This is a genomic window from Paraburkholderia rhizosphaerae (genome assembly GCF_004366595.1).
Lineage (GTDB): Bacteria > Pseudomonadota > Gammaproteobacteria > Burkholderiales > Burkholderiaceae > Paraburkholderia > Paraburkholderia rhizosphaerae.
The window spans coordinates 327839-348338 of sequence record NZ_SORE01000002.1; the positions used below are offsets into that span (position 1 = coordinate 327839).

15 protein-coding genes are annotated in these 20500 nt (G+C 61.4%); 8 read left to right on the forward strand and 7 right to left on the reverse strand.

The features are described from left to right. Positions 1-246: 246 nt before the first annotated feature. Genes BX592_RS03610 through BX592_RS03620 form a run of 3 tightly spaced genes read right to left on the reverse strand, consistent with a single transcriptional unit; the run spans position 247 to position 3915 of the window. Positions 247-1698 (reverse strand): aspartate aminotransferase family protein, encoded by a 1452-nt coding sequence (locus BX592_RS03610; RefSeq protein ID WP_134190270.1) that lies wholly within the window; start codon positions 1696-1698, stop codon positions 247-249. Between the two features lie 34 nt (positions 1699-1732). Further along, positions 1733-3067: a glutamine synthetase family protein gene (locus BX592_RS03615; RefSeq protein WP_134190271.1), complete on the reverse strand. Its 1335-nt coding sequence runs from the start codon at positions 3065-3067 to the stop codon at positions 1733-1735. A gap of 53 nt (positions 3068-3120) precedes the next feature. Continuing rightward, positions 3121-3915, reverse strand: coding sequence for a gamma-glutamyl-gamma-aminobutyrate hydrolase family protein (locus BX592_RS03620; RefSeq protein WP_134190272.1), 795 nt, complete (start codon positions 3913-3915; stop codon positions 3121-3123). 764 nt (positions 3916-4679) lie between these two features. Here BX592_RS03620 and BX592_RS03630 point away from each other — a divergent pair. After that, complete coding sequence (locus tag BX592_RS03630) at positions 4680-6173, forward strand: aldehyde dehydrogenase (protein WP_134190273.1); 1494 nt, start codon at positions 4680-4682, stop codon at positions 6171-6173. A 205-nt stretch (positions 6174-6378) separates the two neighbouring features. On the opposite strand, the gene BX592_RS03635 is transcribed toward BX592_RS03630, so the two are convergent. After that, positions 6379-7164 (reverse strand): TetR/AcrR family transcriptional regulator, encoded by a 786-nt coding sequence (locus BX592_RS03635; RefSeq protein ID WP_134190274.1) that lies wholly within the window; start codon positions 7162-7164, stop codon positions 6379-6381. A 275-nt stretch (positions 7165-7439) separates the two neighbouring features. Here BX592_RS03635 and BX592_RS03640 point away from each other — a divergent pair, with 275 nt between their 5' ends. From BX592_RS03640 to BX592_RS03655, 4 genes are all read left to right on the forward strand, one after another. Beyond that, positions 7440-8621, forward strand: a complete 1182-nt coding sequence (locus BX592_RS03640) for an isovaleryl-CoA dehydrogenase (RefSeq protein ID WP_134190275.1) — start codon at positions 7440-7442, stop codon at positions 8619-8621. 66 nt (positions 8622-8687) lie between these two features. Then, the gene (locus BX592_RS03645; protein ID WP_134190276.1) at positions 8688-10295 is read left to right on the forward strand and encodes a carboxyl transferase domain-containing protein; all 1608 of its coding nucleotides are present in this window, start codon (positions 8688-8690) and stop codon (positions 10293-10295) included. A 55-nt stretch (positions 10296-10350) separates the two neighbouring features. Then, positions 10351-11145, forward strand: coding sequence for an enoyl-CoA hydratase/isomerase family protein (locus BX592_RS03650; protein WP_134190277.1), 795 nt, complete (start codon positions 10351-10353; stop codon positions 11143-11145). Positions 11146-11256: 111 nt separating this feature from the next. Next, positions 11257-13284, forward strand: a complete 2028-nt coding sequence (locus BX592_RS03655; protein ID WP_134190278.1) for an acetyl/propionyl/methylcrotonyl-CoA carboxylase subunit alpha — start codon at positions 11257-11259, stop codon at positions 13282-13284. A gap of 24 nt (positions 13285-13308) precedes the next feature. Here BX592_RS03655 and BX592_RS03660 read toward each other — a convergent pair whose 3' ends face one another. Beyond that, positions 13309-14076, reverse strand: coding sequence for a GntR family transcriptional regulator (locus BX592_RS03660; RefSeq protein ID WP_243849280.1), 768 nt, complete (start codon positions 14074-14076; stop codon positions 13309-13311). A gap of 233 nt (positions 14077-14309) precedes the next feature. On the opposite strand from BX592_RS03660, the gene BX592_RS03665 reads away from it, so the two are divergent. The 3 genes from BX592_RS03665 (at position 14310) to BX592_RS03675 (ending at position 18117) form a co-directional block, all read left to right on the forward strand. Continuing rightward, positions 14310-15059 (forward strand): enoyl-CoA hydratase/isomerase family protein, encoded by a 750-nt coding sequence (locus BX592_RS03665; RefSeq protein ID WP_134190279.1) that lies wholly within the window; start codon positions 14310-14312, stop codon positions 15057-15059. Positions 15060-15179: 120 nt separating this feature from the next. Beyond that, complete coding sequence (locus tag BX592_RS03670) at positions 15180-16577, forward strand: MFS transporter (RefSeq protein WP_134190280.1); 1398 nt, start codon at positions 15180-15182, stop codon at positions 16575-16577. 28 nt (positions 16578-16605) lie between these two features. Next, positions 16606-18117 carry an aldehyde dehydrogenase gene (locus BX592_RS03675; protein ID WP_134190281.1) on the forward strand — a complete coding sequence of 504 codons (1512 nt, stop codon included), beginning with the start codon at positions 16606-16608 and terminating at the stop codon, positions 18115-18117. Positions 18118-18229: 112 nt separating this feature from the next. Here the strand turns inward: BX592_RS03675 and BX592_RS03680 are convergent, their stop codons facing one another. Together BX592_RS03680 and iaaH are read right to left on the reverse strand one after the other, a co-directional pair. Further along, positions 18230-18976 carry a CDP-diacylglycerol diphosphatase gene (locus tag BX592_RS03680; RefSeq protein ID WP_134190282.1) on the reverse strand — a complete coding sequence of 249 codons (747 nt, stop codon included), beginning with the start codon at positions 18974-18976 and terminating at the stop codon, positions 18230-18232. A 19-nt stretch (positions 18977-18995) separates the two neighbouring features. After that, positions 18996-20441, reverse strand: coding sequence for an indoleacetamide hydrolase (gene iaaH, locus BX592_RS03685; RefSeq protein ID WP_134190283.1), 1446 nt, complete (start codon positions 20439-20441; stop codon positions 18996-18998). Positions 20442-20500 lie beyond the last annotated feature (59 nt).

Consider the following 20500-nt stretch of genomic DNA (forward strand, 5'->3'; position numbering starts at 1 on the left):
TGGTTGTCAGGAATCGGGCGGCACCCGGACGCGGATCAAGATTCTAACGGCGTTTGCATTTTATTGCGGGTCGTCGTGCGGGTTATATCGCGGTGAGCCATTTTTTAAGGAGATTACTTGTTGCCTGTGGAAGTGCCATCGCGATACGCGAGCACACCCAAGGGGCGGCTGACGCCCGATTCCGTAAACCCGGGCATTCACTTCAATGAAATGGGCCGTCGGTCTCAGCCCGTGCACCGTCGCAGATCAGCAAACCTCTAACTGCTGCGCCGTCGCATCAATCGCCCGCTCAGCCTTCTCAACAATCTCATCAATTTCACTCTTTGTGATAACAAGCGGTGGCGACAACAGCATTCTGTCTCCGGTCGCCCGCATGATCAGATGACCGTTGAAACAGAAATCACGGCAGATCGTGCCCACCTCCGCACCGTTTTCAAAGCGCTGACGCGTGCGCGGATTGCGCGCAAGCTGCAAGCCCGCGACCAGTCCAGTGCCAGCCACTTCGCCGACAATCGGATGATGGTCGAACGTGTCACGCAATAACCGCTGAAAGTAAGGTCCGGTGTCATGTTTGACACGCTCGACTATCTGTTCGTCACGCAACAGCGTGAGATTGGCAATGGCCACCGCGGCCGCAACTGGATGTCCGGAATAGGTCATCCCATGATTGAACTCGCCGTTTTCGATCAGCGCGCTCGCGATGCGATCATGGATGCCGACCGCGCCCATCGGCACATAACCGCTCGTGAGTCCCTTCGCGAGTGTGATCAGATCCGGCTCGAAGCCGAAATGCTGATGCGCGAACCATTCGCCGGTGCGGCCGAAGCCGCCGATCACTTCGTCGGCAACCAGCAGCACGTCGTATTGGCGGCAAATGCGCTGAATTTCCGGCCAATAACTCGATGGCGGGAAGATCACGCCACCCGCTCCCTGGAACGGCTCACCGATAAACGCCGCGACGTTTTCGGCGCCCAGTTCGAGAATTTTTGCTTCGAGCTGACGCGCGCGTTCGAGACCGAATGCGTCCGGTGTGACATCGGCAGCAGCCTCGCCGAAAAAATACGGTTGCTCGATATGCACAATGTTCGGGACCGGCGAAGGCATCTGCTCGTGCATATAGTCCATCCCGCCGAGCGTGGCGCCCGCGATGGTCGACCCGTGATAGCCGTTCTTGCGCGAAATCACATACTTTTTCGAAGCTTTGTCTTGTGTCGCCCAATATCGATGCGCGATGCGCAGCATCGTGTCGATGCTTTCCGAGCCGCTATTGCAATAGAAAAAGTGATTGAACGGCGCGGGCGTGAGTTCCGCCAGTAACGCAGACAGTTCGATAACGGGCGGATGGGTCGTCTTGAAGAATGTGTTGTAGAACGACAGGTCGTGCATCTGCCGGTAAGCGGCATCCGCGAGTTCCTTGCGCCCATAGCCGGCGTTCACGCACCACAATCCTGCCATGCCATCGATGATCCGGTTGCCGTCGGAATCCCATAGGTAAACGCCTTCCGCCTTTACGATCACGCGGCTGCCATTGCGGTTCAGCGTGCCCATATCGGAGAAAGGATGAATATGATGCGCGGCGTCGAGCGCGCGATACTCGGCTGTGCTGCGCGCATTTCGCGACGATTCGGCACGCTGCTGCTGAGCGTTGGCAGCTTGTGCGGGTGGCGCAAAGACGGCTGTTTCTGTCGTCAGGCTCATAGTGCCTCCAAGGTCAAACGGATGGCGCTGCGCATTACACGTGCAGCAGCAAATGCCTGCGTTCCCACGAACTGATCACGCGGAAGAACGCTTCGTATTCGGTTTCCTTTAGCGTCAGGTAGGCTTTGACGAATCGCTCGCCGAGCGTTTCCGCAAGCGGCGTGCACGCGGCCATTAGCGTAAGACCCTCTTCGAGATTGCGCGGTAGCTGATAAGGCATCTCGTAACCGTCGCTCGACAGCGGCTCGGTCGGATTCAGACGTTGGGTCATGCCGAGATAACCGGCTGCAAGCGTGCCGGCAATTGCCAGATAAGGATTGCAGTCGACGCCCGGAATGCGGTTTTCGATCCGTCGCGCGGTGGGACCGGAGTGCGGAATGCGGAAACCCACCGTGCGGTTGTCGTAGCCCCACTGCACATTGATCGGTGCGGCCATGAATCGCGACAACCTGCGATACGAGTTGATATACGGCGCGAAAATCGGCATCAACGCAGGCGTGTATTTCTGCAGGCCCGCAAGATAGTTGTGAAATAGCCCGGTCGGTTCGCCGTCGCGTCCGGTGAAGAGGTTCTCGCCGGAGTGGATGTCGACAAGGCTTTGATGCACATGCATGGCCGAACCCGGTTCGCCTTCCATCGGCTTTGCCATGAAGGTCGCGTACATCTGATGACGTAGCGCCGCTTCGCGCACCGTACGCTTGAACAGAAACACGCGGTCCGCGAGGTTAAGGGGATCGCCATGCAGGAAGTTGATCTCCATCTGCGCGGCGCCCACTTCGTGAATCAGCGTATCGACTTCGAGTTCCTGCACGTCGCAATACTCGTAGATGTCTTCGAAAAGCGGATCGAACTCGTTGACCGCCTCGATCGAATACGCTTGCCGGCCGGTTTCCGCGCGTCCCGTGCGGCCGATGGGCGGCCGTAACGGCAGGTCTGGGTCCTTGTTCATATCGACCAGATAGAACTCGAGCTCGGGCGCGACGACCGGCTTCCAGCCCTTTGCCTGATAAAGATCGAGCACGCGGCGCAACACACGGCGTGGTGAAATCTCAACCGGCGTGCCATCGAAATGCACGCAATCGTGAATGACCTGCGCGGTCGGGTCGACGGCCCACGGAATGATGCGGATCGTCGATGCGTCCGGCACGCACACCATGTCGGGATCGGTGACCCCGGTCAAACTGCCGTCGGACGGATAGTCTCCCGTGACGGTTTGCACCATGACCGCTTGCGGCAAGCGCATCGCTTCGCCTGATTCGAACTTGCTACGCGGAATGATCTTGCCGCGCGCGATGCCGGCCATGTCCGGAATAATCGCTTCGATTTCGGTGATATGGTGCTTCTTCAGAAATTCATCAATGTCGTCCATGATGGTTCTCGCGGTATTGTTGCGCGACGCGGTAAGTGGGTTTATGAGCCGGTTTATGGATTCACAAACGATGCATCCGCGACGCCGGTGCCGGTTCTGATGCGCATTCGTTCACAGCACGCGTCACCAAACGCGCGAAAGATCGCGCGCGATAATGGATCGGCGGCAAATTTCCATTCGGGGTGCCATTGCACACCCAACGCAAAAGCGCGTGCACGGGTGACGCTGACTGCTTCGATCAAACCATCGGGCGCGCGTGCTTCAACGGTCAGGCCTTCGCCAAGCCGCTCGATTCCTTGCGCGTGCAACGAGTTCACGTGCACCGTCTGCGCATCTGACGCGAGACGCGACAACAGACCGCCGTTCACCACCTGCAACAGATGGGACGGCCCGTATTGGGTGTCGAGATCATCGTCCTTGCTTTCCCGGTGATCGTCGTAGCCGTGAACGGTATGTACGTTCTGATGCAGCGTTCCGCCGAACACGACATTCATTTCCTGAAAACCGCGGCAAATCGCAAGTACTGGAACACCCGCGTCGACCGCAGCGCGCAACAACGGCAACGTGGTCGCATCGCGCGCGGCGTCATGCAGCGTGCCCGCTTCGCTTGGCGGACCGTTATAGCGATGCGGCTCGACATTCGAATAGCTGCCTGTGAAAAGCAATCCATCGATCGCGCCAATAATGTCGGTGGCCAGCTGCCGGTAGCCGAGCGCAGGCAGCACAACGGCGAGCGCTTGCGCGCCGTCGACCACCGCAGTCAGATACTTCTCGCCGGCCACATGCGACGGATGCGCGCCGATCAGGGTTCTATCAGCGCTTACGCCGACTATTGGTTTTGTTTGCATGACTAATGTTCAACCGCAACGGATGTTTGGGAACGCAACGACTTGCGTCAATAACGCTGCACAGATTGATCGCCGTCAGCGCATCGCGCCACGCGTTGTAAACAGACCAGCGGAGCGTCTCGCTGCACGTCGACGCACAAACGTCAGGCATCGAAGGACGCATGCAGGTGCCGGCCACGCGATGCCCGGACGCGCGCATAGACGCCGACGCGCCGCGCGAACACGTGCACCGGTCACAAGAACTGGGGAGATAACAGGGAAAAAGACGCGAACAGAGGCGCTAGGGCAACAACGAAGCGACGCCGTCTGAGTGAGTGGCGACGAAAGCGCGTGCGTAGACGACGTTGTGACGTCTGACCGAACGGCAGGAAAGAATGGTGAAGACGGACAGGAAGCGGCGCAACGCGAGCGTCGTGTAGATGCCGTTGTTGCTGTCGGCGTTGATGCAGTCAGTGCGAAGACACCTCGCGGGCTGACTACGGTTCCACCTTACCAAAGGGCCTCTGACTTTCACGATGACACCCGACTGGGCGATGTTGAAAGGAATGAGCGTACATATTCAGGATATACGAGCCAGTAATCGTGTCAATTTCTTTATTCGTTCTGCTCGACAGATATGCACAATGGGCTACATGGTTTCTCCGCTGCGATGCATGGAAACGGTCTGGCTAGAATGTTTGAATCCGTTGCGAGTTGTTCATACATTACCCGTTTGTGTCACGCAAACTTCAAGAATGTGAAGCTCAATCGACCGAGGCATGCCGATGAAACAGAAGACACTGGCTTATTGGCAACACAAAGCGGTGACGCTTTCGATCGAAGGCCGCGCGTTTATCGATGGCGAGTATCGATCTGCATCGACGTCGGCCAGTTTCGATTGCCGCAGTCCGACTGATGGTGGATTGCTGACGAAAGTCGTTGATTGTCGAGCGCCCGAGGTCGAACTGGCGGTGCAGGCGGCGCGCCGTGCATTCGATGCCGGTAGTTGGTCGGGGCTCAATCCGCGCGAGCGTAAAGCGATACTACTGCGCTGGGCTACTCTGATGCGCCAGCATCAGGAAGAACTGGCGCTGCTTGAAACACTCGATGTCGGCAAACCGATTGCGGATACCACGACAGTAGATGTGCCCGGCGCGATCTACTGCATTGAATGGTTTGCGGAGGCGATCGACAAGGTGAGCGGCGAAGTCGTGCCGGCCGATCAGCACGTTATCGGTCTTGTGACGCGTGAACCGGTCGGCGTCGTCGCCGCAATCGTGCCATGGAATTTTCCGTTGCTGATGGCATCGTGGAAATTCGCACCGGCGCTCGCGGCGGGCAACAGCGTCGTGTTAAAGCCGTCGGAGAAATCGCCGCTCACTGCACTTCGCATCGCTCAGCTCGCGCACGAGGCCGGCATACCGGCGGGCGTGTTCAACGTGCTGCCCGGCGTGGGTGAAACCGGCAGACTGCTCGCGCTGCATCGTGATGTCGATTGCGTGACGTTCACGGGTTCGACGAAGGTGGGCAAGATGATCATGCAATACGCGGGGCAGTCGAATCTGAAGCGCGTATGGCTTGAACTCGGTGGCAAGTCGCCAAACATCGTATTGGCGGATTGTCCGGATCTTGAGCGCGCAGCGCGTAGCGCAGCTGGCGCGATCTTCTACAACATGGGAGAGATGTGTAGCGCCGGTTCACGCTTGCTGGTGCATCGTGCAATCAAGGACGAATTGATCGATAAGCTTGTCGTCGCGGCGCGCGGCTATAGACCGGGCAATCCGCTGGACCCGGCGACATCGATGGGCGCGATCGTCGACGGCGCGCAACTTGCGCGCGTGCTCGATTACATCGAAGCTGGTCGCACCGAAGCGAAGCTGCTACATGGCGGCGCGCAGATGCTGCGCGAAAGCGGTGGTTACTATATCGAGCCAACCGTCTTCGAGGTCGCGACCCCCGACGCAAGGATTGCGCGAGAAGAAATATTCGGTCCGGTACTGTCCGTCATGACATTCGACACAGTTGACGAAGCAGTGCGGCTCGCCAACGACAGCGACTATGGTCTTGCCGCCGCCGTATGGACCGCGAATCTGAGCACCGCACACGACGTTGCGCGCCGCTTGCGCGCGGGAACGGTGTGGGTGAATTGCTACGAGGAAGGTGGCGATATGAATTTTCCGTTTGGCGGCTACAAGCAATCGGGCAATGGCCGCGATAAATCACTGCATGCGCTCGAAAAATACACGGAACTCAAGTCGACGCTGATCCGGCTGCGCTAGGTGGCGGTGCATCATCCCATACGCAAGCCGTGCGGCAATCGCGTCACGTCAGCACACGCACGCCTTCGGGCATCGCTTCGACACCGATTCCGTCGCCTGGGAGCAGGCCATGACTAACAGATGCCGCATTGCGGTCACACCGCGGCATAAAATGTTTGCTCTGATGCGCGTTCGCGACAGGTCGACCATCGAACGCGGTGCGACCCTACGCGCTGCCCGGTCCGTTCTCCTTGCGAGAACGGCGCGTATCGCGCACCGGTTGCGCTTCGCGCTGTGCGGTCTCGGCCTGCTCGAGCCGGCTCGCCGCTTCGCACACTTCATTGCGGAATTGCGCCAGTGCCGCGCGTGCGATGTCGGGCGGCTGTAACGCGGACCACAGCACATCGATCAGCCGATCCGCAGTCGCATCGATATCGGTGCGGCGATTGGCGAGCGTCGCTTCCCACAGCACGTGCTCCATCGGCCCGAACACGAGCGAACGCAACAACCGAAGCGGCATGTCCGCGCGCACCTGCCCGCTAGCCTGCCCTTGAGCGAGCACGCGCATTAACGGTGCGGTATACCGCCGATGCAGGCCCGTGAGCGCCTCGCCCAGTTCATGCTGTTGCGTGCGCCCTTCGGAAAGCACGAGTGAACAGAGTCCTGTGCCGTTGACGAGCATCAGCCGCAAATGGGTACGGACGATAAACGCGAACTGCTGACGAACGCCGCCGTCGCGCGGCAGGCCCGACTCGATGGCTTCGATAATTTCGTCGTACCAGTCCCCAATGACGCGCGCACACAGTTCACGCTTGCCGCGGAAATAGCTGAAGACGGTAGCTTCGGATATGCCGAGCCGATGCGCGATCTCGGCGGTGGTCGCGCGCTCGTATCCTTTTTCGGCGAACACATCGCGGCCGGCTTCGAGAATTTCCTTCACGCGTTGCTGCGATTTGCGTCCCGCCGGCTGCCTTCGTGATGCAGGCGCCTCGTCCCTTGTTACGCGCATCATATGAGCCCAGTTCAGATTTCAGTGCCGGATGGCCCCGGCTCGGTTCGATACTAGCATGACAGGTAAGGTTCCGTTGCGTATTCTGATTTATGAGCTTCGCTCAGAAATACCTATTGACGCTTACGTAAATCTGGCGTGAAATGCGCAGTGTAGCGACGTTCAGTGCGAAGTCCTGCCTGACATGGTCGTCGTAATCCTGAGCCTTGCTCAAAAATCGCCGGTTACTGCGGTGCGGCATACGCGTTGAGCATCCGGCAGGACCCTGGGAGAAACGAATGAGCACCCTGCCCGGACTGCAGTTCCCGCTTGGCGAAGAAATCGAAATGCTGCGCGACAGCATTTCGAACTTTGCGGCGAAAGAGATCGCGCCGCGCGCCGGCGAGATCGATCGGACCGATCAATTTCCGATGGACCTGTGGCGCAAGTTCGGCAATCTCGGCGTGCTCGGTATGACCGTAGCCGAAGAGTACGGCGGCGCGAATATGGGTTATACCGCGCATATGGTCGCGATGGAAGAAATCTCTCGCGCGTCGGCGTCGGTCGGCCTGTCGTACGGCGCACACTCGAATCTTTGCGTAAACCAGATTCATCGCAACGGCACTGAAACGCAGAAGCGCAAGTTTTTGCCGAAGCTCGTGTCGGGCGAACACGTCGGCGCGCTCGCGATGAGCGAATCGAATGCGGGTTCGGACGTAGTCAGCATGAAGTTGCGCGCGCGGAAAAAGGGTGACCGCTATGTGCTGAACGGTACCAAGATGTGGATTACCAACGGTCCCGATTGCGATACGTTGGTCGTCTATGCGAAGACGGATATCGAAGCGGGCTCGCGCGGTATCACCGCGTTCATCGTCGAAAAAGGCATGCCCGGTTTTTCGGTTGCGCAGAAGCTCGACAAGCTCGGTATGCGCGGCTCGCATACGGGCGAGCTGGTGCTCCAGGACGTCGAGGTGCCGGAAGAAAACGTGCTCGGCGAACTGAACGGCGGCGTCAAGGTGCTGATGAGTGGGCTCGATTACGAGCGCGCGGTTCTGGCGGGCGGACCGACCGGCATTATGGCGGCGGTGATGGATTCGGTCGTTCCATATATTCACGACCGCAAGCAGTTTGGCCAGCCGATCGGTGAGTTCCAGCTGATCCAGGCCAAGGTTGCCGATCTTTACACGACGTATCAGGCCTGCCGTGCATATCTGTACGCGGTCGGCCGCAGTCTCGACACACTCGGCAAGGACCACGTACGCCAGGTTCGCAAGGATTGCGCGGGCGTAATTCTCTACACCGCGGAGAAGGCCACGTGGATGGCGGGCGAGGCGATCCAGATTCTCGGCGGTAACGGGTATATCAACGAATATCCGGTCGGCCGCTTGTGGCGCGACGCAAAGCTGTATGAGATCGGCGCGGGCACGAGCGAAATCCGCCGCATGCTGATCGGCCGCGAACTGTTTGCGGAAACGATGTAACGCTAGTTTCGCAACAGCATCATCGGCAGCTGGGTTGTACATCGGAGCACGAGGAGAGGGCACGCAATGCCGGTCATCGAAACGAAATTGAACCCGCGCTCAGACGATTTCCGCGCGAACGCAGCTGCGCTCGAAGCGCTCGTCGCCGATCTGCGCGACAAGATCGCAAAGCTCGCACTCGGCGGTGGCGAGGCCGCGCGCGACAAGCACATATCGCGCGGCAAGCTTCTGCCACGCGAGCGTCTCGCACAGTTGCTCGACCCCGGCACGCCGTTTCTTGAGCTGTCGCAACTCGCCGCGTTCGGCATGTACAGCGACGATGCACCGGGCGCCGGTGTAATCACGGGCATCGGGCGTGTCGCCGGACAGGAATGCGTGATCGTCTGCAACGATGCGACGGTTAAGGGCGGCACCTACTACCCGGTTACGGTCAAGAAGCACGTGCGTGCGCAGGAGATCGCGGCGGAAAATCGCCTGCCGTGTGTGTATCTGGTCGATTCCGGCGGCGCGAATCTGCCGAATCAGGATGATGTGTTTCCCGATCGGGATCACTTCGGACGGATCTTCTATAACCAGGCGAACCTGTCCGCCGCGGGTATTCCGCAGATCGCCGTCGTGATGGGGTCGTGTACCGCCGGCGGTGCGTATGTGCCTGCGATGAGCGATGAGTCGATTATCGTGAAGAACCAGGGCACGATTTTCCTCGGCGGTCCGCCGCTTGTGAAAGCCGCAACCGGCGAAGAAGTCAGCGCGGAAGATCTCGGCGGCGGCGATGTCCATACGCGACTATCGGGCGTCGCGGATCACCTCGCGCAAAACGACGCGCATGCGCTTGCGATTGCGCGCAGCATCGTCGCGAACCTGAACCGGCGCAAGGATGTACCACTTGCACTGCAAGAGCCGAAGCCGCCGCGTTACGACCCGGCAAGCCTCTACGGTGTGATTCCGGTCGACACGCGCAAGCCGTTCGATATCCGCGAAGTGATCGCGCGCATCGTCGACGATTCCGCTTTCGACGAATTCAAGGCTCGCTACGGTACGACGCTCGTTACCGGCTTCGCGCACATCTGGGGACATCCGGTCGGCATTGTCGCGAACAATGGCATTCTCTTTTCCGAGTCGGCGCTAAAGGGCACGCATTTCATCGAGCTCTGCTGCCAGCGCAAGATCCCGCTCGTGTTTCTGCAGAACATCACAGGCTTTATGGTGGGCCGCAAGTACGAGAACGAAGGGATTGCCCGCAACGGCGCGAAGATGGTGACTGCCGTCGCCACGGCGAAGGTGCCGAAGTTCACGGTGATCATCGGTGGCTCGTTCGGCGCGGGCAATTACGGGATGTGTGGCCGCGCGTATTCGCCGCGTTTTCTGTGGATGTGGCCGAACGCGCGCATTTCGGTGATGGGTGGTGAGCAGGCGGCATCGGTGCTCGCAACGGTGAAGCGCGACGGCATCGAAGCCAAGGGCGGCGCATGGAGCGCCGCCGAAGAAGAGGCGTTCAAGCAGCCGATCCGCGCGCAATACGAACATCAAGGTCACCCGTATTACGCGAGCGCGCGCCTGTGGGACGACGGGGTGATCGATCCGGCGCAAACGCGTGACGTGCTCGGCCTCGGTCTGTCCGCTGCGATGAATGCGCCGATCGAGGAGACGCGCTTCGGCGTGTTCAGGATGTGATGAGCGGAATGTAACGCGCAGTCTGCAACGGCACCTGTGCAAGGAGTGTCGAATCATGATTGAAAAGAAGCCCCAGACGCTGATTGTCGAATTCGCACATCAGGTGGCGACGGTAACGCTGAATCGCCCGGAAGTGCGCAACGCGTTCAACGAAGCGATGATCGTTGAACTCACAACGGTGTTTCGCGAACTGAGCGAGCGCGATGACGTGCGAGCAGTCGTGCTAGGCGCGAACGGCAAGGCGTTTTGCGCGGGCGCGGACCTGAACTGGATGAAGCAGATGGCCGGCTACTCGGATGACGATAACCATGCAGACGCATTACGCCTTGCCGACATGCTGCGCTCGATCTACCGCTGCGGCAAGCCGGTCATCGCCCGCGTGAACGGCGACGTCTACGCGGGTGGGATGGGCCTGATCTGCGCGTGCGACATCGTGATCTCGGTAGATACCGCACACTTCTGCCTGTCCGAAGCGCGCCTCGGCCTGATTCCCGCAACGATCGCGCCTTACGTGATTCGCGCGCTCGGCGAGCGCGCATCGCGCCGCTACTTTGCGACCGCTGAGCAGTTCGACTGTGCGACCGCGCTGCGTCTGGGCTTCGTCAGCGAAGCCGTGACTGAGGACAAACTCGACGACGCGGTACAGCAACTCGCCGCGATTCTCTGCTCGAACGGACCGCGCGCGGTACGCGCATGCAAGCAACTCGTGCAGGACATCGCGGGCCGCGAGATCGACACCGCGCTGATCGAAGACACGGCCGTGCGCATTGCACAAGTGCGCGCGAGTGCCGAAGGGCGCGAAGGCATCGCGTCGTTCCTCGAGAAGCGCGCACCGGCGTGGCGCAACTGACGTGCGCACACCGGGCGACGCACCGCAACGATCGCAACCATCGCATCACGCGATATCCGCCACAAACCCGCGACGAACGAGCAACGAACCCACAGCGCCAAGGCAAAACTCATGTTCAACAAGATCCTGATCGCGAACCGGGGCGAAATTGCGTGCCGCGTCGCCGCCACCTGCAAGCGGCTCGGCATCGCAAGCGTGGCAGTCTATTCCGATGCCGACGCGAATGCCAAGCACGTCGCGGCCTGCGACGAGGCGGTGCATATCGGCGGGTCAACGGCGTCGGAAAGCTATTTGCGCATTGAGCGGATCATCGACTCAGCGCGCGCGAGCGGTGCGCAGGCCGTGCATCCTGGCTATGGTTTTCTGTCGGAAAACGAAGACTTCGCGCAGGCGTGCAAAGCGGCGGGCATCGTTTTCATCGGGCCGCCGGTGGACGCAATCGCGGCCATGGGGTCGAAGGCGGCGGCGAAGGCATTGATGCACTCGGCCGCAGTGCCGCTCGTGCCGGGCTACCACGGCGACGATCAGGACCCTGAGCTGTTGCGGCGTGAAGCCGACGCGATTGGCTACCCGGTGCTGCTGAAAGCGAGCGCGGGCGGTGGCGGCAAGGGCATGCGCGTGGTCGAGCGTGGCGAAGATTTCGCGGCGGCGCTCGCGTCATGTAAACGCGAAGCGGCGAGCAGCTTCGGTAACGATCGGGTGCTGATCGAAAAGTATCTGACGCGGCCGCGCCACGTCGAAGTGCAGGTGTTCGCCGATATGCACGGCGCAGCGGTCTACCTGTTCGATCGCGATTGCTCGGTGCAGCGACGCCATCAGAAAGTGCTGGAAGAAGCGCCCGCGCCGGGGCTTTCCGACGCGTTGCGTCGCGCGATGGGCGAAGCGGCGGTCGCGGCGGCGCGGGCGGTCGGTTATGTTGGCGCTGGCACCGTCGAGTTCATCATGACCGGCAGCGACTTTTACTTCATGGAGATGAATACGCGGCTGCAGGTCGAGCATCCGGTGACCGAAATGGTGACCGGGCATGATCTGGTCGAATGGCAGTTGCGAGTGGCGGCCGGCGAAGCGCTGCCGTGTGCGCAAGCGCAATTGCAGCTAGCCGGCCATGCAATCGAAGCGCGCATTTATGCGGAGCATCCGGCGCGCGGTTTTCTGCCGTCAACCGGCAAGCTAAAGCATTTGCGCATGCCTGAAGGCGTCGAATTCGCGCTCGCTGCGCTGCCCGGTGGACCGCGCGCGCGGGTACGCATCGACAGCGGCGTGCGCGAAGGCGATACGATCACGCCGTTTTACGACCCGATGATCGCAAAGCTGATCGTCTATGGCGCGACGCGTGCGGACGCGTTGCAACGGATGAGCCGTGCACTGCAAGCATGCGAAGTGGTGGGCCCGCATACGAATGTCGAGTTTCTACGGCGCATCGTTGCGAGCGAGCCGTTCGTGAGCGGCGATCTGGACACCGGGCTGATCGAGCGGCACCGCGACGCGCTGTTCGCGCCGGCCCAAAAGCCGCTCGATGCGGCGCTTGCGCTCGCGTGCGCGGCGTTGCTCGAGCGCGAAGGCGATGCGGCGGGCGGCGCCGCAAGCGGCACATCGCCATGGGAAGCGCTGGCGCATTGGCGGCTCAATAGCGGCTATCAGCGCACATTCAACTGGGTCGATGTCGAAAGCGATGCGCCGCTGGCGGTCACGTTCGCGCGCGATGGGGCCGAGCAGACCCTCGAGCATGCGGGACGACGCGCGCCGTTCGCGTGGTGGGGCGGTGGCGAACCGCACGGATACGGCGCAACGCTGGGCAATTCGCGCGTGACGGGCCGCGTGTTTATCGACGGCGACATGTTTCATGTGTTCTGTCGCGGCGAGTCGCTAGCGTTCGAATGGCAGAATCTGCTCGCGCATGCGGCCGACGCCGAGCATGGCGAAGGCCGCTTGACCGCACCGATGCCGGGCAAGGTCATTGCGGTGCTGGTCGAGCCCGGCGCGAAGGTGGAGAAGGGCGCGCCGCTGATCGTAATGGAGGCGATGAAGATGGAGCACACAATCGGCGCGCCGGCTGCGGGCATCGTCGCGGAAGTGCTGTATGCGGTCGGCGATCAGGTCGCGGATGGCGCGCAGCTGCTGGTGCTGGCGAGCGAGTGATTCACCAAAGCGCACACGCTTAAGTTACTCAACGTGATTCAACACATCCAGCGCGGCCTTACACGCGCCCTGTAGTTGCGCACGCATCAAATCCTGCACCCGCGGATCATGTTTGACGATCGCGTCGCGAATCTGCACTGACTGCTCGTAAGACGAACGCATCCGCCCGCCACGCGCCATCGCGATACGCCGAACACGCCGTACCGGCCCGATCAGCGCCGCATGGCTTTCCTGCAGCGTTTTGTTATCGGCGATCGTCATCACGACCGTATAGAAGCGGTCGAGCGCATCGACATAACTTGCGGGATCGTCGGCGGCGACGGCGGCTTTCATCGCGCTGACCACGTCGTCGAGCTGCGCGCGTCCGAGCGCGGTGATGCGGTCCGCGGCCAATTGCACCGCAAGGCATTCGAGCGCCGAACGCACCGTATAAATCTCTTCGACATCACGCACAGTCACTGAGCGCACGAACGCACCGATGCGCGGCAACACCATGACCAGACCTTCGCGCTCGAGTTGCGCGAACGCTTCGCGCATCGGCGTGCGGCTGACATTCAACTGCTTGGCGACTTGCACTTCCGACAGACGGCTGCCCGGCGCGAGCACGCCTTCGACAATTGCTTCGCGCAACGCCGGCACGACCACGCCTTCGCTCAATGAATCGCTGGTCGCGTGGATAGTGCGCATGCGCGCGTGATACTTGCGGCCGATCGTATCGAGCGGGTCCACGGCGGCGACTTGTTGCGCGTCCGCCTTTTGTTTGTCCTTCCCGGCATTCTTTGCGGTTCGCAATTGGAGCTCCCTTCTCCTGTCCCGAGTTGCGGCCGATTTTGCAGCTGATTTGCAGCCGCATAGCAGTCGAATTCGACCTGAACGGCGCGCACGGTAACGCGCTCGAAATCGGTTCTGTGTCTGCCCGATCCTTCATCAACCCACGGTAATAACTGCTTCTCCGGCCTTGCGGTTGACACGGCGGGATTGATTGAATACGCTGTATACAGATTATACAGCACACAGGAGAGCATGTGGATCACGTTTCTTTGCCGCAACCGGTACTGATCGAGAAGGCCGGCGCGGTGCTGACGTTCACGCTGAACAACCCGGAAGCGGGTAACGAAGTGACTGGCCCGATGTTCGACGCGATGATCGCCGCGTTGCGCAGTGAGGCTATCGAGCCTCGCGCGCGCGTGCTGCGGCTACGCGCGAACGGCAACGCATTCTGCAAGGGGCGCGAGCGCGCTGGCCGCGACGCCGCGTCGATTCACGCGGAAGTCGCGCGTCTGATCGAATTGAAAAAGATGCTGCGTAGCACATCGCTGATCACCGTCGCCGAAGTGCAGGGTGACGCATTCGGCTTCGGCTTTGGTCTCGCCATCCTGTGTGACTTCGCGATCGTGTCGAGCGACGCGCGCCTCGCGTTCCCCGAAATGAAAGCCGGCCTGCCGCCCGCCGCGATCATGGCGTACCTCGGCCGCTATGCGTTGCCGAAGCAGGTGTTTCCGATGGTGCTGTTCGGCGATCCGATGACGCCCGCCGTCGCGCTCGACGCGGGCCTGATCACGCAGGTCGTCGCGTCCGACGCGCTAAGCGGCGCGGCCGAGCAACTGGTCGAGCGGATCATCGCGCTGAACGAAGCGGGTGCGCGTCAATGCAAGGCGTTCTTCCAGGCGGCTGAAGAAAATGCACTCGAGCAGAACTTCCGCATCGCCACCGAAGCGCTGACCGTGACGAGCCTGCGGCTGATGCAAAGCAAAGCCGCGAGCGCCGGCCACTAAACCGCACCCAATGATTAGAGCGTCGGACGACACAATCGCCGACGCAACGATTGACTCAATTCCGGCCGCCATCCGCGGCCATGCAGAACAACAGATGGAAACCGGCTGGAGACGCAGAACATGAATGTGAATGCAGGTGCAAGACTCGACCGGCTGCCGATGTCCGGATTTCATCGCCGGATCATGTGGCTGATCGGCATCGGCATGTTTTTCGACGGCTTCGACATCTATGTTGCGTCGACCGTGCTGGGCGCGACGCTGAAGACAGGCTTTTCGACGCTCGCACAGAACGCGTTGTTCGTGTCACTGACGTTTCTCGGCATGATGCTCGGCTCGCTGATCACCGGCTTTCTCGGCGACCGTTTCGGCCGCCGTTTTACCTATCAGGTGAATCTGGCGCTGTTCGGGCTCGCATCGCTTGGCGCGGCGATTTCGCCGACGATGACCATGCTGATTGCGTGCCGCTTTCTGATGGGCATCGGTCTGGGCGCGGAGAATGTGGTCGGCTATTCCACGCTCGCCGAGTTTGTGCCGCCGCATAAACGCGGCCGGCTGCAAGGTCTGATGGCGGTGTTTGTCGTGACGGGCCTGCCGATCGCCGGACTGATCGGTCTGCTTGTGATTCCCGCTTTCGGCTGGCGCGCGATGTTCGTGCTCGGCGGTATTGGCGCGCTTGGCGTGTGGTACGCGCGCAAGTCGCTGCCCGAGTCGCCGCGCTGGCTCGAAGCCGCGGGCCGCGAGCAGGAAGCCGAAGCGATTATGCAACGCATCGAAGGCCAGGTTGAAAGCGAACTGGGCAAGAAGCTGCCGCCACCGGCGATCGCGACCTCGAAGCCGGTGAACCCGAAGGCGATCGGCTTCGGCTCGCTGTTCACGGGCACGATGTTGCAGCGGATGATCGTCGGCTGCGTGTGTCTGATCGTGATCAACACGCTGCTGTACGGCTTCGTCACGTGGCTGCCGACGTTCTTCGTGCACCAGGGCTTCAGCATCGCGAAGTCGTTCGGCTATGCGCTCGTGATGTCGATCGGCGCGCCGATCGGTTCGGCAATCGGCGCCTTTACCGCCGATTCATGGGGTCGCAAGAAGACGATCATCATCGCGTCGGTGCTGGCGATTCTATTCGGCGCGATCTATCCGTTCGTCAGCAATCCGGTGTTGCTGCCGGTGGTCGGCTTCCTGCTGACCATTCCGATCTACGTGCTGGTCGCGCTGCTGTTCGCGGTGTACGTGCCCGAACTGTTCCCGACCGAAGTCCGTCTGCGCGCGTCCGGCATCTGTAATACGCTGGGACGTGGGGCCACCATCGTGACGCCGTTCATCGTCGTCGCGCTGTTTGCGCAGCATGGTGTCGTCGGCGTGCTTGCGCTGATGATCGGCCTGCTGGCCGTTCAGATTGTCGTGGTTGCATGGCTCGGCGTCGAACCGACCGGCCAGCGCCTCGAAGACCTTCAACCGGGCGACGCGCTCGCGCACGACGGCGTCAATGCAGCCGCCCGGGTTTCGCCGCTCAAGTGATTCAATGGAAAATGCAAGGAAAACCGCAATGGATGCAGTCAACAAGCAGCACCTCGAAGCGCAGCTTCTGATCGATGGTGAATGGGTCGGCGCCGAAGGCGGGCGCACGATGGATATCGTGAACCCGGCGACGGGTGCGGTGATCGGCAGCCTCGCGGCAGCGTCGGAAGCGGATGTCGACCGCGCGGTGCGTGCCGGCCACGCGGCCTTCGAGCGCGGCGAATGGCGCGATATGCCAATCCAGCAGCGCGCGCGCATCATGAACCGTTTCGCCGATCTGTTCGAAGCGGACCTCGAGAACTTCTATAAGCTCGAAACGCTGAACAACGGCCGGCCGATCTCGGAGACGCGCGCGCAGATTTCGCGTCTGCCGCAGTTCTACCGCTATTTCGCCGCGCTGGCGCTGACGCGTCGCAGCGATGTGATTCCAATTGAAGGCCCGTACCTGTGCTACACGCAGCGCGTGCCGCTCGGCGTGGTCGCGCTGATGACGTCGTTCAACCATCCGCTGATGATTCTGTCGAAGAGCCTCGCGCCCGCGCTGGCGACGGGCAATAGCGTAGTCATCAAGGCTTCCGAACAGACGCCGCTGACCACCGTGCGCCTCGTGCGTCTGCTCGAGGAAGCGGGCGTGCCGAAGGGCGTGGTGAACGTCGTAAACGGCGAGGGCCGTATTTGTGGCGCCGCGCTCGCGAAGCATGAACTGATCCGTAAGGTCGTGTTCACCGGCGGCACCGACGTGGGCCGCTCGATCGGCGAAGCGGCCGCGCGTACGTTCGCGCTGACCACGCTCGAATTGGGCGGTAAGGGCGCGGTGATCCTGTTCGACGACATGGACCTCGAGCGCGCGGTCAACGGTGCCGCATTTGCGTCATTTATCGGTGCGGGGCAGACCTGTGTGTGCGGTGCGCGTATTCTCGTGCAGGAAACGATTTATCAACAGTTTATCGAGCGCTTCCGCACGAAGGCGGCTGGTATTCGCGTCGGCGACCCGGAAGACCCGAAGACGCAACTCGGCCCGGTTATCTCGGACCGTTCGCGTCAGCGCATTCTCGGCATGCTCGCGCGCGCGGAACAGGATGGCGCGAAGCTGCTGACCGGCGGCAAGATTCCGTCGCATCTGCCGCAAGGCTTCTATCTGGAACCGACGGTGCTGTACGACGTGAATCCGAAGTGCGAGATTGGCCAGGAAGAAGTATTTGGCCCGGTGACGGTCGTGATGCCGTTCAAGGACGAAGCGGACGCGCTGCGCATCGCCAACGATACGCAGTTTGGTCTTGCCGCGTCGGTGTGGACGCTCGACGTCGCGCGTGCGCATCGCGTGGCGAGCAAGCTCGAGTTCGGCATGGTGTGGGTCAACGACCATCACCGGCTCGACCCGGCTTCGCCGTGGGGCGGTTTCAAGAACAGCGGTGTGGGCCGCGAGACCGGCATCGAGTCGTTCGATCAGTTCAGCGAGCCGCGCGCGGTGACGATCAACACGACGGGCAAGACGGTCGACTGGTATGCGGACGATGGTCAGTTGAAGCGCTTGAACTAAACGGCGCGAGTAACGGGTTTAACCAAGGTAAGCAATAGTTTGAAAGGCCTGCGCCGCGTTGATGCGGCGTAGGCCTTTTTTTCATTGCTGCGACGTTTTCAAGGACGGTGGACTAGCCGTGTTTCGCAATCACGCATTGATGATCGAGCAACGGTTCAGCGGTGCCGCTCCCATCTTCGATGTTCAACGCGCTATTGACGATCAGCCAACCGTCTTTCGTGGTTGCCCCGGCGCCTGTGACAAAAATGGTTTGCTCGGCCATTTCGTCGGTACCCGGGCGATCGCGCGCGACGACCCGAAACGGATTGTTCTGCGCCGACAGATTCGCAACCCGCATCACCCGATATCGATGGCCCTGGAGCGTCGCAGGGCGCCACATGCCAAGCGGTTCGTCGCGATAGGGAGCGAGCGCGCCGATGATGTCGGGCTGCACGCAGTCGATATGAATATGCAATTGCTGTTGCGAGCGTCGAAATTTCGAATTGATTTCAAGTCCGAGCTGATCGTCTGGCAATTGAACCTTCGCGCGCACGCTGACGTAGTGCCGTGAATGCCACGCATCGACCCAATAGTCGGGTGCATCCGGCTCGAGAATCTGCGGGCTCTCGATGCCGGTGACCCGATCGGTTGGAATCAGCAGGAACTGGGTGCTGCCTTGGATATCCTTCAGGATCGCATAGCGTTTTGCGAGGTTGACGTCCGTGCATACCCCCGGCTTGCCGGTCGACTGCTCGGGCGGCACGCATTGTTCATGAACGATTTGCCATAGCGCATTCGGGTTGCTGGCCGCCAGCGACGCGCAGCCGCCCACTACCACGGCCAGCGAAAAGACCAGTGTTTTCCGCAAAAAATTGAACATTCAAAAGACTCATCGGTAGTTAGATAGTGGGTGGCGCAAGTGCGCCGAGAACCTGTTCGCATGCGCTACCGATCGCAAGCAGGCGCCTGTCGCTGCCGAGTGGGCCGTCGAACTCGATGCCGACCGGCAAGCCGTCCGCGGTGCGGCCGGCGGGCACTGACAGGCCGGGCAGCCCGGCATTGGCCGACGGATCGGTGTTGCGCAGGTACGCGAGCATCGTGTCGAGCACCCGGCCGTTCACCGAGACCACCGACGAGCCGCGAATTTCATCGAGCGGCGTGGCGGGAATGCAAGTAGTGGGAAACAGCAGTGCATCGATGCGCTGCGCGGTGAATGTCGTAGCGTACAGCTGTTGCAGCCGGGGCCGCCAGGTGGTGAGTGCGGCCTGATAGTACGGTCCGAATGGGTCCGCGAGAATCGCCGCGAAAATTTCGCGCACGTCGGGACTCGCAATTGACTGCGCGAGTTCTTCGACCGTCTGCACCGGCGCATGGTTCGCAGTCAGCCATGCGCGGATATCGTCGAGCGTTTCATGCGCGGTGATTGGTGCCGTTTGCTCGTTCAGTGCCAGCAGGTCGGGTAGCGCGAGTTCGACGAAAGTCACGCCCGCGGCTCCGAGCGCACGCTGCGCGGCGCGCGCGACCGCTTCCACTGCCGGGTCAAGATCGCTCCATAGCGGCACGGGCAGGCCAATGCGCAGGCCTGCAAGCGCGACCGGCGGCAGCGTGCTGTCGCCGGTGATCACCGCGTCGAGCAGCGCGGCATCGGCCACCGTGCGCGTGATCGGGCCGACCGTATCGCGCGTGTGGCTCAGCGGAATGACCGCGTCCGGATCGTGATAACGGCGTTGCGCGCCGCCATTGCCCACCGATGGCCGAAAACCGACGCATCCTGTCAGTGCGGCCGGAATGCGATTCGAGCCGCTCGTGTCGGTGCCCAGGCCCGCGGGTGCAATGCGCGCGGCGACCGCAACCGCATTGCCGCCCGACGAACCGCCCGGAATCAGGCCTGGGTCGTACGGATTGCGCACGGGTCCGGGCGCGGCGAAATTGGTGCTGGTAATGCCGCACGCGAGCTCATGCATGTTCGCTTTGCCGAGCAGCACTGCGCCCGCATCGATCAGACGCTGGACAGAGGGCGCGTTGCTCTTCGGTTTGAAACCCGCGAGTGCGGGCGTGGCGCCCGCCGTCTGCAAATCCGCAGTGTTGATGTTGTCCTTCACGACCACCGGCAGACCCGCGAGCGGCAGGCGCGCTTTCGCGTCGGGCGATAACGCATCGATACGACGCGCGGCCTTGAGCGCGCCTTCCATATTCAACGCGGTCAATGCATTAAGGCTTGCGAGCGCCGCTGCGCGGGCGAGCAGCGTTGCCGCGTAGTCGGTCGCGCGCAGCTTGCCCGCCTGGATCGCCGCAACCGCTTCGCATGCGGTGAGTGCCAGTTGTTCGTCGACGGTCCATGCCATGCGGTATTTCCTCCCGGTGGATGCGCGCGGCCGCGTCCGCACAGCCACAGCCAGGCCGC